Below are 13,943 nucleotides of genomic sequence, written 5' to 3' on the forward strand. Positions count from 1 at the left end.
CGCGAGGCGACCGCGAGGGCAATATCAGCCCTGGCGAGCCTTGAAGCGGCGCTGCACCTTGTTGATCACATAGACCCGGCCCTTGCGGCGGACCAGGCGGTTGGCGCGATGGCGACCGCGCAGCGATTTCAGCGAGTTACGGACCTTCATGGCAGAATCCTGAACGTTCGAAAGGCCGTGTTCGGCACTACCGTTTCGGCACGCGCGAATGTGGCAAAATGAGATCTTTCCCGCTGGCGGACCGACCGCCCGGGACGGGGCGGTTCTTAAGGCATGGGAGGACCGGATGTCAATGTTAACTGCCCGGTTCCGGACCAGCAAATTCTGGAAAACAACCCCATGCAAAGTAGAAAGCAAGTAGAAACGGCCGGATCGGCCCGATCTACGCATTTGTCGACTTGGGGCTTCGCTTCGACGACGTGCCTTGCCAAATTCGTTATATCATATAATCAATTCGACAACCCGTCGGGAGGAAACCAATGCCGAAGCTGAAGCTGCCCAACATCGACGATGTCGTCGCCATCGACATCCACACCCACGCCGAGGAGCCCTGCGGCACCCATCCCGACGACGGCTATGACGACTTCCAGGCGCAGATGGCGGACTATTTCAAGTCGCCGCACAAGCATCCGCCGACCGTGCCGGAGACCGCGGCCTACTATCGCTCCAAGAACATCGCAGCCGTGATCTTCCCTGTCGATGCCGAGCGCGAGACCGGCTTCCGCCGCTACAAAAATGAGGAGATGCTGGAGATCGCCTCCGACCATCTCGACGTCCTCATCCCCTTCGTCTCGATCGACCCGCACAAGGGCAAGCTCGGCGTGCGCGAGGCGCGCAAGCTGATCGAGGAATACGGCGTCCGCGGGTTCAAATTCCATCCGACCATGCAGGGCTTCTACGCCAACGACCGCATGGCCTATCCGCTCTACGAAGAGATCAACAATGGCGGCGCGATCGCGCTGTTCCACACCGGCCAGACCGGTGTCGGCTCCGGCATGCCCGGCGGCATGGGCATGCGGCTGAAATATTCCAACCCGATGTACATGGACGACGTCGCGGCTGACTTCCCCGACCTCAAGATCATCCTCGCCCACCCCTCCTTCCCCTGGCAGGAGGAAGCGCTCTCGGTCGCGACTCACAAGCCGAACGTCTACATCGACCTCTCGGGCTGGTCGCCAAAGTATTTCCCGCCGATCCTGGTGCGCTACATCAACTCGATCCTTCAGGACAAGATGCTGTTCGGCTCGGACTGGCCGGTGATCACGCCGGACCGTTGGCTGTCGGACTTCGCAAAAATCGAGATCCGCGACGAGATCCGGCCGAAGGTGCTGAAGGCCAACGCGCGCAGGCTGCTGGGGATCTAGCCGCGTACTCATCGCCACGGCGCATTGAGGGCTTCGACCGGTTGCCGAAGCCCTCACGCTCAGGCGCTCGAGGCCTCGCTGAGGCGGGCAAGGCGGCCCTAAAACTCCAGCTTGTCGCGTATGGCGTCGATTCCGGCCCTGGCGCAGGCTTCGTCAGCATCACCGCCGGGCGCCCCAGACACACCGACGGCTCCGACCAGCGAACCGCCCGCTTCGACAATCAATCCGCCACCTATAATGACCGTGCCGGGGAGATTGCGGATACCGGCCTGCATCATGCCAGGTTGGCTGACGGCATTCAGTTCGGTGGTGCTGGTACGGAATGTTGCTGCGGTCCACGCCTTGCCCGAGGCCGTTGAAACGGTGTGAGCACCTGCGAACCTGTCACGAAGGATCACCTGTGTCCCCCCGAAGCGATCGACGACCGCGACGGCGACCTGGTACCCGCGTGATCGGCAATCGGCAAGCGATGCCCGGGCCAGATCAAGCGCCAGCTCAGGACTCAGGGATTTGTAGGTCGCGAGCGGCTCCTGCGCCGTTGCCGGGTGCGCGAGCATCAACAGGACGGTGGCCGCAAGCAGGGTTCGAGCGAGCATGGTTTCTCCGACGTGAGCGGGTCGACGCCGATGTTAACCTAGTTCAGCGCACCGTATGTCAGGTCGTCGAATACGGTGACACTGTCGGCCTTGGTCCACAAGCCGATCATGCCGGCGTCCCTGATCGATTCGTCCTCCACCTCGAACATCGGCTTGCCGTCATACGTCACCTTGAATAGCTTTCCCGCGAATTCGCAACGTAGGGAATGCCATTGACCTGACGGCACCGATACCTTGACGCCATAGCCGCCTTTCCGGCCGACAATATCGAGCGCGCTGCGAACACCCTTGATCGTCTTGTAGAGCACAACATTGTCTTCAAGCGCGTTGGCCCGCACGACATAGTAATTGTCGGCATCCTTTGCGCGCCAGACAATACCGGCCGCACGATCCTCGGAGCCTGCGATCGCCTTGAACTTGACCTCGACAAACCCGTCCAGGATGCTGGTACCGTTCCTGAGCGCCACTGGAAACGTCGCCTGACCGGATTGTTTCAGGACGTTCGGCTTGCTTGGCGCCGTCGACTCCACCTCGACCGTCCATTTGGGCTGGCCACGACCCGTCATCGTCAGAGTCCAGCCTTCGGGCGCTGCGCCGGTTGCTGCGTTGTCAAAATTTACAGTTTCTGCCATCGCGTTTCCTCCCACCAACAATAGGAACAACGCCGCCCCCAAGAGCGCTACGCTCATTTTTTGCACGACGTCTAAGCTTCCCGCCTGTATTGATCGTACAGTGTTGCAGCGTTGTCCCACTTGATCGCTTCCATGTAGATGTCGACATACTTCGCGGCCGCCGCGCCATAATCCATATGATAGGCGTGCTCATACATGTCGAGCACCAGCACGGGGCGTCCGCCGGCCAGCGTCGTCGTGTGGTCGGCGGCCCACTGATTGACCAGCCGCTTGTCGCGCGGTGAGTAGGAAAGAATCACCCAGCCGGAGCCGCCGCCTTCGGCCTTGCCCATGGCGGAGAACTCCGCGCGCCACCGCTCCATGCTGCCGAAGTCGCGCGCGATCGCGTCGGCAAGTGGTGTGCTCGGCTTGCCGGCACCGCCGAGCCCGTCGAAATAGATTTCGTGGAGGATCATCGAGTTTGACGCGACGAGTTCCTCGCGCTTCAGGCCGTTGATGACGAAGTTCGGAGCTTTCGCGAAGTCGAGCTCGGCGAGTTGCGTTCCGATCGCGTTGAGTCGCTTTACGGCACCGACATAGTTGTTCTCGTAGTGGCTGACGAGCACCTTCTCCGAGATGCCGGCAATGGATTTCGGATCGAACGGCATCGGCTTGGGCTGGTATGTCATTGGCCTGGCTCCTGTTGGCTGATTGGCTTGCGCAAGGGCTTGCGTCCCCGCGAGTATTGCGGTCGATGCCGCGGCGGCCCCCACGCCCCTGATGAAGTCTCGGCGGTCGGTATTCGTCGTCATGGAGTCCTCCACGTCATCGTCGTCCCCGACTTGCCCCGTGTGCTCGCTAGCTCTTGGTGCTCGCCGTCTTGTCGAGTGCGCAAATAGACCGCGCGGTCCTTGTCGATACGGACATCGACGAGGGTCGGCGCGCTGGCGGCGCCAATTGACGGGACAATTTCTCTGATGAGATCGAGATGAAAGAAGACATGCGGCGTCCTTGGTGACCAGGACGCGATACTTGGGCATGTCGCCTCGCGGGGAGATCGCAAATCCCCGTACCCTGAATTAAACGCCTGCCGGCGGCAGTGTCAATCTGCTGCGCGAGGTCGACGGGGTGACGATTGTTTGAAGAAGGTTCCGACCTTGTCGAGTACCGGGCCGTTTCGGTATTGTCCGTGCGCCACCGCAAAGTCCCAAAGGAGCGAGCCATGAGCATCAAGGCCGTCGTCTTCGACGCTTACGGAACGCTGTACGACATCCAGTCGGTCGCAGAGATCACCGAGGATGCTTTTCCGGGTTATGGCGAGATCATCACGCAGGTCTGGCGGATCAAGCAGCTCGAATACACCTGGTTGCGCTCGCTGATGCGGCGCTACCAGGATTTTGCCGCCGTCACGCGCGACTCGCTCGCCTATACGCTGCGCCTGCTCGGGCTCGCCTACGAAGGCGAAGCGTTCGAGCGGGTGATCGAGAAATACCTGGATCTCGATCTCTACCCCGATGCAGCCGCCGCGCTTGCCGCGCTGAAGCCGCGAAAGCTCGCCATCCTCTCGAATGGCAGTCCGGACATGCTGAATGCGCTCGTGCGCAATTCCGGGCTCGACCGTCTGCTCGACGCTACCATCAGCGTGGATGCAAAGAAGGTCTTCAAGCCATCTCCAGAGGCCTACACGCTGATCGGCGAGACGTTCGGCACCAAGCCGGATGAGGTTCTGTTCGTCTCGTCCAATCCCTGGGATGTCGCCGGCGCGAAGTCGTTCGGGCTGAACGTCGCCTGGATCGAACGCGTGACGCCCGAGGCGATGGCGCTGGCTTGCGTCGAGAACGAACTCGTGGCACCGCTGACGATGTATAAGGCGATCCGGACCCAGATGGACGAGCTAGGGTTCGCGCCGGATCATCGTGTCCGCGCGCTCTCGGAACTGCCAACGATCGCCTAAGCATCGCCGCCCGCCCATGAGTCTGGAATGAGCTGTTTGGAATGAGCCTTCAATCCGTTCGCGCCTTCTTCGCCGAGAAAGCCCCCGACATCTCCGTCATCGAATCCCCGATCAGCTCGGCCACGGTGCCGCTGGCCGCCGAAGCCTATGGCGTCGAGCCCGGCCGGATCGCCAAGACCCTGTCGTTGCGCATCGGCGAGCGTGTGATCCTGATCGTTGCCGCCGGCACCTCGCGCATGGACAACAAGAAGGTCAAGGCTGCGTTCGGCGGCAAGCCGAAGATGCTGGGGCTGGAGGAGGTTGCCGAGATCACCGGCCACGAGGTCGGCGGCGTCTGCCCGTTCGGACTGAAGTCACCGCTGCCGATTTATTGCGATGTGTCGCTGAAGGCGTTCGACGTGGTGGTGCCGGCCGCAGGCTCGACCCACAGCGCCGTGCGCATCACACCCGAGCGGATGGCGGAGCTCACCGCGGCCGAATGGGTCGACGTCTGCGAGCACAGGCCTTAAGGCGGCTCCGGCCTGTCCTCGTGAACCACGGCGCGGAGGCAGACCTCACGCCAGGTCGGTTTTGGCACCTGGCTGGCTGCATTCGTTGCACGGGTATGACGGTTTCGGGACTGGACGACCGGTCGTTGAGCCGCGATGGGGCCAGATGCGATGCCTGATGCAATTGCCGGTCAGGGAGGCTACCATATGGACCATGACCGACGACAAGGTGAAACGACGATTGACCACCGTCCTGTGCGCTGACGTGCAGGGCTATTCTCGCCTCATGGAGGCAGACGAGACCGGAACGTTGGAGACGCTGCGCCGCTACCGCACTGCCTTTGCGGGACTGGTGGAGCGTCATGACGGCCGGATCGTGAATACCTGGGGCGATGCTGTGATCGCCGAGTTCGCCAGCGTCGTCGAGGCCGTGCAATGTGCGGTCGAAATTCAGCAGGAAATTTCCAACCAGGATTCGGACCCACCTCACGCGAACCCGATGCGGTTTCGCATCGGCATTAACCTCGGCGATGTGATGGTGGACGGGTCCGACATCTACGGCGACGGAGTCAATATCGCGTCGCGGCTGCAAGAGCTCGCCGAACCCGGCGGCGTTGTGATCTCAAGCTCCGTCTACGATCAGGTGCACAACAAATTGTCCGTTGGCTTCGACTGTCTCGGCCAGCGACCAATGAAGAACGTTGCTCCCATGACCAGCTATCGCGTGGCCATGAGCGGCCAAAGCGCTGGGCGACGGAGCTTCCCGGTTGACGAAAGCCTCCCTTCCCAGGGGCGGGCAGTTGCAGATTCGGAAACTGGCGCGCGATGGATTGACAGCAGGCACGAGCCATCCACCTGGATGGGCTTCGTCTCGGATTGGCTGGCGAAGCTGCCCCGCCCGGTTGCAGTGGCCCTCACGGTTTCGGGCTTTCTGATTCTGATCAACGTTTTCACCGGCATGCACAAGATCTGGTTCCATTGGCCAGTCGCAGCATTGCTCTTCGGTGCCCTCTTGCGGACAGCGCTCCGGCAGCGACCCGAGCCGAACAGCAAGCGGGAGCGCCAAACGAGTCGGGAGTGAGACGGTCGCTTCAGGTTATGACTTGAGCATGACCTCTTCGGAAAATCGCATCACACTTTTCCGGATCATGCTCTAGTCGTTGTCATCATCATAGGGACGTGGTGGCGCGGCGACAGGCGGCGGCGCATTGTTGTAGCGCGGCGGCGGCACAGACCGGCCGCGCGGGACCGGCTGCTGCGGCTGGGCCTGGTTGTTCGACTGGAACACCGCCCGGCATGCGCTCGAAAGTTGCGGCGTGTTCTGCTGCAGGCAGGCCACAATGCGGTTCGTATCCGGAATCTGGTCGCTGCACAGGCGCCAGACATCCGGCGTGCACGCCATCTGCTGTTCCATTGTGCCGCGATAGTCCTGGGCTGACGCCGCGCCCTGCGCGACGATGCCGCTGACTGCAAGCGCCAGACCCAGCGCAATCCGCTCTGTTCGCATATCCCGATCCTTCTCGATTCCCTTGATTTGTCTTCAATCAATGAGACGCGGTCAGGTTCTGAACCAACAAAAAAATGTGAAAATGCGGCGGGAACCTATTCCACCTTGCCGATCTTCTTCACCGCCGCGATCAGCCGCGCGCTGTCCGTCGCCACGAATTGCGAGAATGCCGGCGCGTCCTGATAGGCGGCCAGACTGCCCGAGGCCTCGAAGCTCCTGAGCACATCCGGACTCGTCATCACCTTCGCCATCGCTTCGCGCAGGCGGCTCGCGACCGGCGCAGGAAGAGCGCTCTGTGCAAAGAGCCCGGCCCAGATGTACATCTCGACGTCCTTGTAGCCGAGCTCCTGAAAGGTCGGAACGTCGGGGAAGCTCGCGATGCGCTGTGCGCCGCAATTGCCGAGCACGCGCAGCTTGCCGTCGTCGACCTGCGGCTTCAAGGTACCGGGCGCGGCTGCTATCGCCTGCACGGTGCCGCTGAGCAGCGCGGTCAGCGCCGGGCCCGCGCCGCGGAACGGAACATGCAGCAATTTGATGTCGGCGCTGCTCGCGAACATCTCCATCGCGACATGCAGCGTCCCGTAAGGACCGGACGAGCCGTAAGTGATCTGGCCCGGCCGCTTCTTCGCATCCTCGACGAAATCCTGCGCCGTCTTCCACGGCGCCGAGGCCGGCACCGCGAGCAGCGTGGGATCGGCGAGGACGCGCGCGATCGGCATGAACTGCGAGACTTCGTAGGCAACGGGTCGGTCGAACAGACGGTCGGCCTCGGGAAGCACCGCGAGCGAGGACAGCGTCATCAGCAGCGTGTAGCCGTCGGGCTCTGCGCGCGCCGCCGCGGCATTGCCGACCGATCCGCCGGCGCCACCGGCGCGGTTGTCGACGATGACGGGCTTGCCGAGGATCCGCTCCAGCGCCATCGCGACGGGGCGCGCCGCGAGATCGGCCTGGCCGCCGGCCGGAAACGGCACGATCATGGTGATGTTGCGCACCGGATAGGCTTGCGCGAAGGCCTTGTCAGGTAAAGCAGCCCGCAACAACGGCAATGCCGCAGCGGCGCGCAAGAGATCGCGTCGATCCATCATAGTCCCCTCGCCCCCGATTATCTTTGTTTCGCTGGCAGCCTAACCGGCCGAGCGGCAAGAACAAGGCGTTTACGAAGTATTGACCATGTTCGGTCCGGCCCGGAACGCTTCCGTGAACCCGCTGTTGCCCTCTTGAGGGAGTGAGTGATGCGGAATCTTGCGACCATCGACGTCGCCCTGGACGAGATGCTGGTGAATCTCGCAGCGATCGTCTTGCGGCTTTCAAAGCCCGAATTGACGCGAACGCCGGAAGCGCGGCGCGCCCTGGCGCAATCGGTCCATCAATACACCGCCTGCGCGGCGCGCTCGAACGACCCGCGTGTTCATGAACTGAAGTCGCAGCTGGAGGAGACGCTGAAGCCAGCCTTGCGCATTGTCGCGATCAACGGCGTGAAGGTGTCGTGATCGGAAGTCGTAATCTGAAATGGTGGGCACGCTTCGCTTTGCCCACCCTACGATAGTTGTGCGGAGGATCGACGAGCGAGATCTCGTAGGGTGGGCAAAGGCGCGCTCTTCGCGCGCCGTGCCCACCATCATTCTCCGAACTGCCCCGCGATATCCCGCATATCCCCTCCCCAATCCACGGGGAGAGTGCCTTGGTCGACGTAGCGATGGAAGCTGCTGAGCGACCAATCGCGCACACGCGTGACGAGGCCATGCTTCACTGGATTGAAGTGGATGTAATCGACGTGGCGCTCCAAGTCCGCGTCGTCTCGAATCGCGTGCTCCCAGTAGCGGCGCTGCCAAATTCCCTTCTCGCGCTTGAGTGACTTGCTTGCCGAGCGCTCCTGCGCTTCCAATCCTCGCGAGAAACCGCCCTTGATCAAATTCCAACGCGACGAAAAGTCGGAATCATTCTTCGGGAGCGACCAAATGGCATGGAGATGGTCGGGCAGGATACAGATCGCGACGGTCTCGAACGGTCGGCGCTGCTGAACGGTTTGGTAAATTCGTCTTAGGCGATCAACATGATCCGCGAGCAGAGTGCTTGAACGATCGGCGAGCACGACCGTAAAGAAGAATGTGCTGCCTTGTGTGCGCCGATATCGAGACATCTGCGATCCCATCAGGCAAAGGCGTGGGCACGCTTCGCTTTGCCCACCCTACGATAGCCGTTTGCAGGATAGACTAGCGAGATCACGTAGGGTGGGCAAAGGCGCAACGCGCCGTGCCCACCAAGGGATCTACCCCGCTTTGTTGACACCTTTCTTCGGCCGCCGCTTGCACGTGCCCGGCAGCTTCGCCGCGAGAAAATCGCCGAGCGCCTCGACGCGTGCGGGGCGCGGGCCGCCGGGTGGCGTGACCAGATGCACGGCGCCTTCGGCCTGCTTCCAGTCTTTCAGGATCACCTCGACTTCGCCGGACGAAATCGCCTCGCCGACGATGAACTCGGGCAGCTCGGCGATGCCGAGACCGGCGATCAGCGCCGGCATCACCGCTTCACCGTTGTTGACGCGAAGCTGTCCGCCCGGACGGACGCTGGCCTGCTCGCCTGCCGAATTGGTGTAGTTCCAGACATTGGGCGTGGAGAGATAGGCGTAGCTGAAGCATTTGTGTTCGGCGAGATGCATCGGATGCGTCGGCCGGCCATGTTTCTTGAGGTAGGACGGCGCCGCCACCGTGAAGCGCGGCATGGTGAAGAGCCGCCGTGCGATCAGCGAAGAGTCCGGCAGCCGCGCGATCCGCACCGCCATGTCAAAACCCTCGCCGATCAGATCGATCGTCGCATCGCTCAGATGCAGATCGACCGAGACCTCCGGATAGGTTTCGAAGAACTCCGGCAGCAACGGCGCCACCGCCTTGATCCCGAACGTCATGGGCACAGCGAGCCGGACCAGGCCGCGCGGCGCCACCGATTGCGCCAGCGCCTCGTTCTCGGCCGCCTCGCCGTCGACGAGCAGGCGCGTGGCGCGTTCGGCGAGCTTGTGCCCGGCATCGGTCAGCGCCAGCCGCCGCGAGGTGCGGTTGAACAGCCGGGCACCGAGTCGTTCCTCCAGCCGCGTGACCGCCTTGGACACCGTTGCCTTGGACATCGCGAGCTCGCTCGCGGCCCCCGCAAACGACCGTAATTCCACGACTTTTGCGAAAATCGCGAGCGCCTCGAAATCGGGGAGTTTTGCCATGTGCGCCGGTCCAATTGGGGTATTTCAGGAAACAATGCGTTTCAACAGTTTCTATTTCTATACCACAGACGGAGGCTTATCCAAGGGTCATCAGACATTCAGGAATGGAGAAATCCAATGACCAAGAAGCTCTCAGGCAAGGTTGCCCTCGTCACCGGCGGCTCGCGCGGCATCGGCGCGGCCTCGGCCCGCGCTCTCGCCGATGAAGGCGCGGATGTCGCCATCAGCTATGTCGCCTCGCCGGAAAAGGCCGAGGCGGTCGTTACCGAGCTCAAGGCCCGCGGCGTCAAGGCGCGCGCTTTCAAGGCAGACCAAGCCTCGGCCAAGGACGTGACGCAGCTCGTCAACGACGTCGCCAAGGAATTCGGCCATCTCGACATCCTCGTCAACAATGCCGGCGTTGCCGCGGGCGGAGCTATCGATGATGCGAAGGCTGACACGGCCGCGCTTGAGCGGCAGGATTCCATCAACGTACACGGCGTGATCGCGGCGATCCGCGCTGCTTCGCAATTGATGGGCGAAGGCGGCCGCATCGTCACCGTCGGCTCCATGCTCGCCGACCGCGCCTCGTTCCCGGGGCTTGCCGACTACGTCGCCACCAAGGCGGCCGTCGTCGGCTACACCAAGGGCGCGGCACGCGACCTCGGCCCGCGCGGCATCACCGTGAACGTGGTGCAGCCCGGCTCGATCGACACCGACATGAACCCGAAGGACGGCGGCGAGTTCGCCGAGACGCAGCGCAAGCAGCACGCGCTGCAGCGCTTCGGCCGCCCCGAGGAAGTCGCCGCCGGCGTCGTGTTCCTCGCAAGCCCGGAAGCCTCCTTCGTCACCGGCACAGTGCTCAACGTCGACGGCGGGTTCGGCGCCTGATCAAGGCGCCACCCGTTCAACCCAAAGGATCACACAAAGGAATTACGCAGATGATCGAACTCAGACCTTTCGCAAAGCTCGGCGGCGCCGATCACGGCTGGCTCAAGGCCAAGCACCATTTCTCCTTCGCCAGCCACTACGACCCAAACAACATGGGTCATGGCGCCCTGCGGGTGTGGAACGACGACGAGATCGCGCCGAACACCGGCTTTCCCGCCCATCCTCACGCCAACATGGAAATCATTACCTATGTGCGCGAAGGCGCGATCACCCATCAGGACAGCCTCGGCAACGAGGGCCGCACCGAAGCGGGCGACGTGCAGGTGATGAGCGCGGGCAGCGGTGTCCGCCACTCCGAGTACAATCTGGAGCCGACCAAGACCCGCATCTTCCAGATCTGGATCGAGCCTGTGGCGCGCGGGGGCCAGCCGACCTGGGGCTCGAAGCCGTTTCCGAAGGCGGACCGTTCCGGCAAGCTCGTCACCATCGCCAGCGGCGACGAGAACGACAAGGACGCCTTGCCGATCCGCGCCGACGCGCGGGTGCTGGCGACCACGCTCAAGGCCGGCGAAACGGCTGAGTATTCAGCTCAGAAGTCGCGCCACCTTTATCTCGTGCCAGCGGCAGGCGCGGTCGAAATCAACGGCGTGCGCGTCAATGCCCGCGACGGCGCCGCGATCCGCGACGAGGACAGGCTGAAGATCACGGCTCTGGAAGATTCCGAGCTCGTGCTCGTCGACGCGGCTTAAGCGCTATCCGTCATGGCCGGGCTTGTCCCGGCCATCCACGCCCCACCATGGGCGCACAAGAACGTGGATGCCCGGGACATCTAGCGCGAAGACGCGCTTCGCGCTTCTGCCCGGACATGACGTCCCCCACAAACAGTCAACATCGATCCCAACGGAGACCACCATGACCAAAGTTCTCGTCCTCTATTATTCCGCCTATGGCCACATCGAAGCGATGGCCCATGCCGTCGCCGAAGGCGCGCGCGAGGCCGGCGCCACCGTCGACATCAAGCGCGTGCCTGAGCTGGTGCCGGCCGAGGTCGCCAAGGCCTCGTACTACAAGGTCGACCAGGCTGCGCCCGTCGCCAAGATCGAGGACCTCGCCAATTACGATGCGATCATCGTCGGCACCGGCACCCGCTTCGGCCGCATGGCCTCGCAGATGGCGAACTTCTTGGACCAGGCCGGCGGGCTCTGGGCCAAGGGCGCGCTGCACGGCAAGGTCGGTGGCGCCTTCACCGCGAGCGCGACCCAGCATGGCGGCCAGGAGACGACGCTGTTCTCGATCATCACCAACCTCTTGCATTTCGGCATGGTCGTGGTCGGTCTGAACTATGGCTTTGCCGGCCAGATGAAGCTCGACGAGGTCACCGGCGGCGCCCCCTACGGCGCCACCACGATCACCGGCGGTGACGGCAGCCGCCAGCCCAGCGCCAACGAGCTCGCCGGCGCGCGCTATCAGGGCCGCCAGATCGCGGAGACCGCCAAGAAACTTCATGGCTGAACTTCATGGCTGAGCGCAATTAGGCTTTATGCACGAACGACTGCATGGCTGATGCGACGCGGGCGGCGTTCTCATTCGGGAACGCCGCCCCATTTACGTGGTCGGGATATTTGACCAAAGCGATACGAATGGCTTTCGAACTCTTGTTGATCGCGCAGATGATCCGCAGGCCTGCGCAAGCATTGGCGCGGCGCTGGTATTGCCGCAGCCTGTTCCGCGCCTCGCGCGGCCGGTTGCATTGCGCCGGGTGCGCGAAATCGTAAGGCGCGAGCGGTCCGTCACGCCTGCGTGAGGTCGGCGTGGGGCTTGATTGAATCCGTCGGAACGGGTGCTGCAGCCGTCGAAAGCCACCAGCCCTCACCGGCAAACCAGCACGTCTCGTCCGGAGCGCCGCCTCTGCGCAGCGACTGTACGCTCTCCCATCCTTTCGCGAACGCCTCGGCCAATCGCCGGCCGGCATCCGCGTCCTGCAGTCCCGCGCAGCCGATGAACTGGGCTCGACTCAGGAATTTCGCCGGCCAGACCGTGCCCTCGTCCGGGCGCGTGATCATCAACATGCCACCGAGCATGCCCTCCGGCGCCAACGGAAACACCAGCCGGCCGCCGGGCCGCAGCGCATCGAGCCATTCCGTGGCCGGCTGCGCCGCACCCGCACAGACATAGATCACATCCGCTCCCGGTAAATCGGACGCGATGCCCGAGCGATCTTCCAGCTCGACATGCGGGATGTCCTTCAGATTTTCGCGCGCGAGCGCCGCCAGGCCTTCGTCGATCTCATAGGCATGGACACGGCCCGAAGGTCCCGTGAGCTCGGCGAGAAGGGCCGTGTAGTAGCCGCTGCCCGCACCGATCTGGATCACCGTCTCGCCTTCCCGCACACCGCAGCCGCTGAGCCAATAGGCGTGCGCGCCCGGCATCCCGATATTGAGGCCGCGCGCCGGATCCAGCGCCAGAAGCGTGTTCTGATAGAGGAAGGCGGGATCATCGTCGGGCGTCACGACATAGGGATGGCCACCGACGGAGATCGACCACGGTCCGGGTCCGGCGAAGGGTTCGCGCCTGACCGTGCTAAAGGCCTGCTCGATACGGGGATCCGTCGTCTTGGCCGCAGCGCAGATCAACTGCGCATAGAATGCGCGATATTTCGCCGAACGATCTTCCATGTCGCCTCCGGAAAGCGGGGGCGACGATAGCACAACGCGCGCGATCATCGAAGCTCGGCGCAATCGAAGGCTTTGTGACAGCCCGGTGACGTGTCGATCGCGCGGGCCACGCCTCAACCGCGTTCGGTCTTCTTCCTGATGAGGTCTTTACCGATCGGTCGCGCCGGCTCGCTCCGCAGCACGAGCGAGGTCGTCACAGTGCCGAAGCCGGCGATACGATCCACGATCGTCTCCAGATCTTCCGGCGCCGGAACCAGCACCTTGAGCACGAAGCAATCATCGCCGGTCACGCGATGGACTTCGACGATGTGCGGAATCTCGCCGAACCGTTTGAGGCAGGTCTTGATGTGCTCATGCGAGGTGCGCAGGCGGACCAGCGCCATCAGGCCGAGCCCTAGCGCGCGCGGATTGATGCGGGCGCCGTAGCCTTCGATAATCCCGGCTTCCTCGGCCGCTTCACGCGCTCGGAGATGGCCGGCTGAGACAGCCCGACGGAACGGCCGAGCTCGGACAGCGGCACGCGCGCATTGACCTGCAATGCCTCCAGGATCTTCAGATCCTTGGTGTCAATGCTTCCGAAGCGATCCAAGACAATTCTCCATTCCACCTTGAGATCATCGGCAGATGATCTCTTTCGCCGATGACTTGCCATGTGACGCCAGCGCCAAGA

At 63.0% G+C, this 13,943-nt stretch carries 18 protein-coding genes and 1 pseudogene; 9 read left to right on the forward strand and 10 right to left on the reverse strand.

What is annotated here, in order from left to right; genetic code table 11:
- Positions 1–24: 24 nt before the first annotated feature.
- Positions 25–150 carry a type B 50S ribosomal protein L36 gene (gene ykgO, locus ACVJ5M_RS41805; RefSeq protein WP_006611362.1) on the reverse strand — a complete coding sequence of 42 codons (126 nt, stop codon included), beginning with the start codon at positions 148–150 and terminating at the stop codon, positions 25–27.
- 329 nt (positions 151–479) lie between these two features.
- Between ykgO and ACVJ5M_RS41810 the strand changes: the two genes are divergently transcribed.
- The gene (locus tag ACVJ5M_RS41810; RefSeq protein WP_028147972.1) at positions 480–1,364 is read left to right on the forward strand and encodes an amidohydrolase family protein; all 885 of its coding nucleotides are present in this window, start codon (positions 480–482) and stop codon (positions 1,362–1,364) included.
- Between the two features lie 98 nt (positions 1,365–1,462).
- Here ACVJ5M_RS41810 and ACVJ5M_RS41815 read toward each other — a convergent pair whose 3' ends face one another.
- Genes ACVJ5M_RS41815 through ACVJ5M_RS41825 form a run of 3 tightly spaced genes read right to left on the reverse strand, consistent with a single transcriptional unit; the run spans position 1,463 to position 3,260 of the window.
- Positions 1,463–1,960 carry a GlcG/HbpS family heme-binding protein gene (locus ACVJ5M_RS41815; RefSeq protein WP_063985640.1) on the reverse strand — a complete coding sequence of 166 codons (498 nt, stop codon included), beginning with the start codon at positions 1,958–1,960 and terminating at the stop codon, positions 1,463–1,465.
- Positions 1,961–1,998: 38 nt separating this feature from the next.
- Positions 1,999–2,649: a hypothetical protein gene (locus tag ACVJ5M_RS41820; RefSeq protein WP_063985641.1), complete on the reverse strand. Its 651-nt coding sequence runs from the start codon at positions 2,647–2,649 to the stop codon at positions 1,999–2,001.
- A 14-nt stretch (positions 2,650–2,663) separates the two neighbouring features.
- On the reverse strand, positions 2,664–3,260 hold the full coding sequence (locus ACVJ5M_RS41825) for a superoxide dismutase (protein WP_028147969.1): 597 nt from the start codon (positions 3,258–3,260) through the stop codon (positions 2,664–2,666).
- A gap of 533 nt (positions 3,261–3,793) precedes the next feature.
- Here ACVJ5M_RS41825 and ACVJ5M_RS41830 point away from each other — a divergent pair.
- From ACVJ5M_RS41830 to ACVJ5M_RS41840, 3 genes are all read left to right on the forward strand, one after another.
- On the forward strand, positions 3,794–4,525 hold the full coding sequence (locus tag ACVJ5M_RS41830; protein ID WP_231143641.1) for a haloacid dehalogenase type II: 732 nt from the start codon (positions 3,794–3,796) through the stop codon (positions 4,523–4,525).
- Positions 4,526–4,566: 41 nt separating this feature from the next.
- The gene (locus ACVJ5M_RS41835) at positions 4,567–5,034 is read left to right on the forward strand and encodes a YbaK/EbsC family protein (RefSeq protein ID WP_014491890.1); all 468 of its coding nucleotides are present in this window, start codon (positions 4,567–4,569) and stop codon (positions 5,032–5,034) included.
- 193 nt (positions 5,035–5,227) lie between these two features.
- Positions 5,228–6,094 (forward strand): adenylate/guanylate cyclase domain-containing protein, encoded by an 867-nt coding sequence (locus ACVJ5M_RS41840; RefSeq protein WP_063986710.1) that lies wholly within the window; start codon positions 5,228–5,230, stop codon positions 6,092–6,094.
- 72 nt (positions 6,095–6,166) lie between these two features.
- Here the strand turns inward: ACVJ5M_RS41840 and ACVJ5M_RS41845 are convergent, their stop codons facing one another.
- On the reverse strand, positions 6,167–6,520 hold the full coding sequence (locus ACVJ5M_RS41845; protein WP_063985643.1) for a cysteine rich repeat-containing protein: 354 nt from the start codon (positions 6,518–6,520) through the stop codon (positions 6,167–6,169).
- A 95-nt stretch (positions 6,521–6,615) separates the two neighbouring features.
- On the reverse strand, positions 6,616–7,602 hold the full coding sequence (locus tag ACVJ5M_RS41850) for a tripartite tricarboxylate transporter substrate binding protein (RefSeq protein ID WP_063986711.1): 987 nt from the start codon (positions 7,600–7,602) through the stop codon (positions 6,616–6,618).
- A gap of 150 nt (positions 7,603–7,752) precedes the next feature.
- On the opposite strand from ACVJ5M_RS41850, the gene ACVJ5M_RS41855 reads away from it, so the two are divergent.
- Positions 7,753–8,010, forward strand: coding sequence for a hypothetical protein (locus tag ACVJ5M_RS41855; RefSeq protein ID WP_063985644.1), 258 nt, complete (start codon positions 7,753–7,755; stop codon positions 8,008–8,010).
- A 128-nt stretch (positions 8,011–8,138) separates the two neighbouring features.
- Here ACVJ5M_RS41855 and ACVJ5M_RS41860 read toward each other — a convergent pair whose 3' ends face one another.
- Together ACVJ5M_RS41860 and ACVJ5M_RS41865 are read right to left on the reverse strand one after the other, a co-directional pair.
- Entirely contained in the window at positions 8,139–8,660 is a 522-nt protein-coding gene (locus ACVJ5M_RS41860) for an REP-associated tyrosine transposase (protein ID WP_063985645.1), read from the reverse strand.
- Between the two features lie 129 nt (positions 8,661–8,789).
- A complete protein-coding gene (locus ACVJ5M_RS41865; RefSeq protein WP_028147962.1) occupies positions 8,790–9,728 on the reverse strand; it encodes a LysR family transcriptional regulator in 939 nt (312 codons plus the stop codon).
- Between the two features lie 117 nt (positions 9,729–9,845).
- On the opposite strand from ACVJ5M_RS41865, the gene ACVJ5M_RS41870 reads away from it, so the two are divergent.
- The 4 genes from ACVJ5M_RS41870 to ACVJ5M_RS41885 all read left to right on the forward strand — a co-directional run bounded on the left by ACVJ5M_RS41870 (position 9,846) and on the right by ACVJ5M_RS41885 (position 12,373).
- Positions 9,846–10,598 (forward strand): SDR family NAD(P)-dependent oxidoreductase, encoded by a 753-nt coding sequence (locus ACVJ5M_RS41870; protein WP_063985646.1) that lies wholly within the window; start codon positions 9,846–9,848, stop codon positions 10,596–10,598.
- Positions 10,599–10,648: 50 nt separating this feature from the next.
- The gene (locus tag ACVJ5M_RS41875; protein ID WP_028147960.1) at positions 10,649–11,347 is read left to right on the forward strand and encodes a pirin family protein; all 699 of its coding nucleotides are present in this window, start codon (positions 10,649–10,651) and stop codon (positions 11,345–11,347) included.
- A gap of 163 nt (positions 11,348–11,510) precedes the next feature.
- Complete coding sequence (gene wrbA, locus ACVJ5M_RS41880; protein WP_063985647.1) at positions 11,511–12,110, forward strand: NAD(P)H:quinone oxidoreductase; 600 nt, start codon at positions 11,511–11,513, stop codon at positions 12,108–12,110.
- Between the two features lie 44 nt (positions 12,111–12,154).
- A complete protein-coding gene (locus ACVJ5M_RS41885) occupies positions 12,155–12,373 on the forward strand; it encodes a hypothetical protein (protein WP_187388105.1) in 219 nt (72 codons plus the stop codon).
- A 15-nt stretch (positions 12,374–12,388) separates the two neighbouring features.
- On the opposite strand, the gene ACVJ5M_RS41890 is transcribed toward ACVJ5M_RS41885, so the two are convergent.
- Positions 12,389–13,273 carry a protein-L-isoaspartate O-methyltransferase family protein gene (locus tag ACVJ5M_RS41890; RefSeq protein ID WP_063986712.1) on the reverse strand — a complete coding sequence of 295 codons (885 nt, stop codon included), beginning with the start codon at positions 13,271–13,273 and terminating at the stop codon, positions 12,389–12,391.
- A gap of 113 nt (positions 13,274–13,386) precedes the next feature.
- Positions 13,387–13,862, reverse strand: a pseudogene (locus ACVJ5M_RS41895) (Lrp/AsnC family transcriptional regulator).
- Positions 13,863–13,943: the final 81 nt, after the last annotated feature.

This window comes from Bradyrhizobium sp. S3.7.6 (assembly GCF_054061875.1).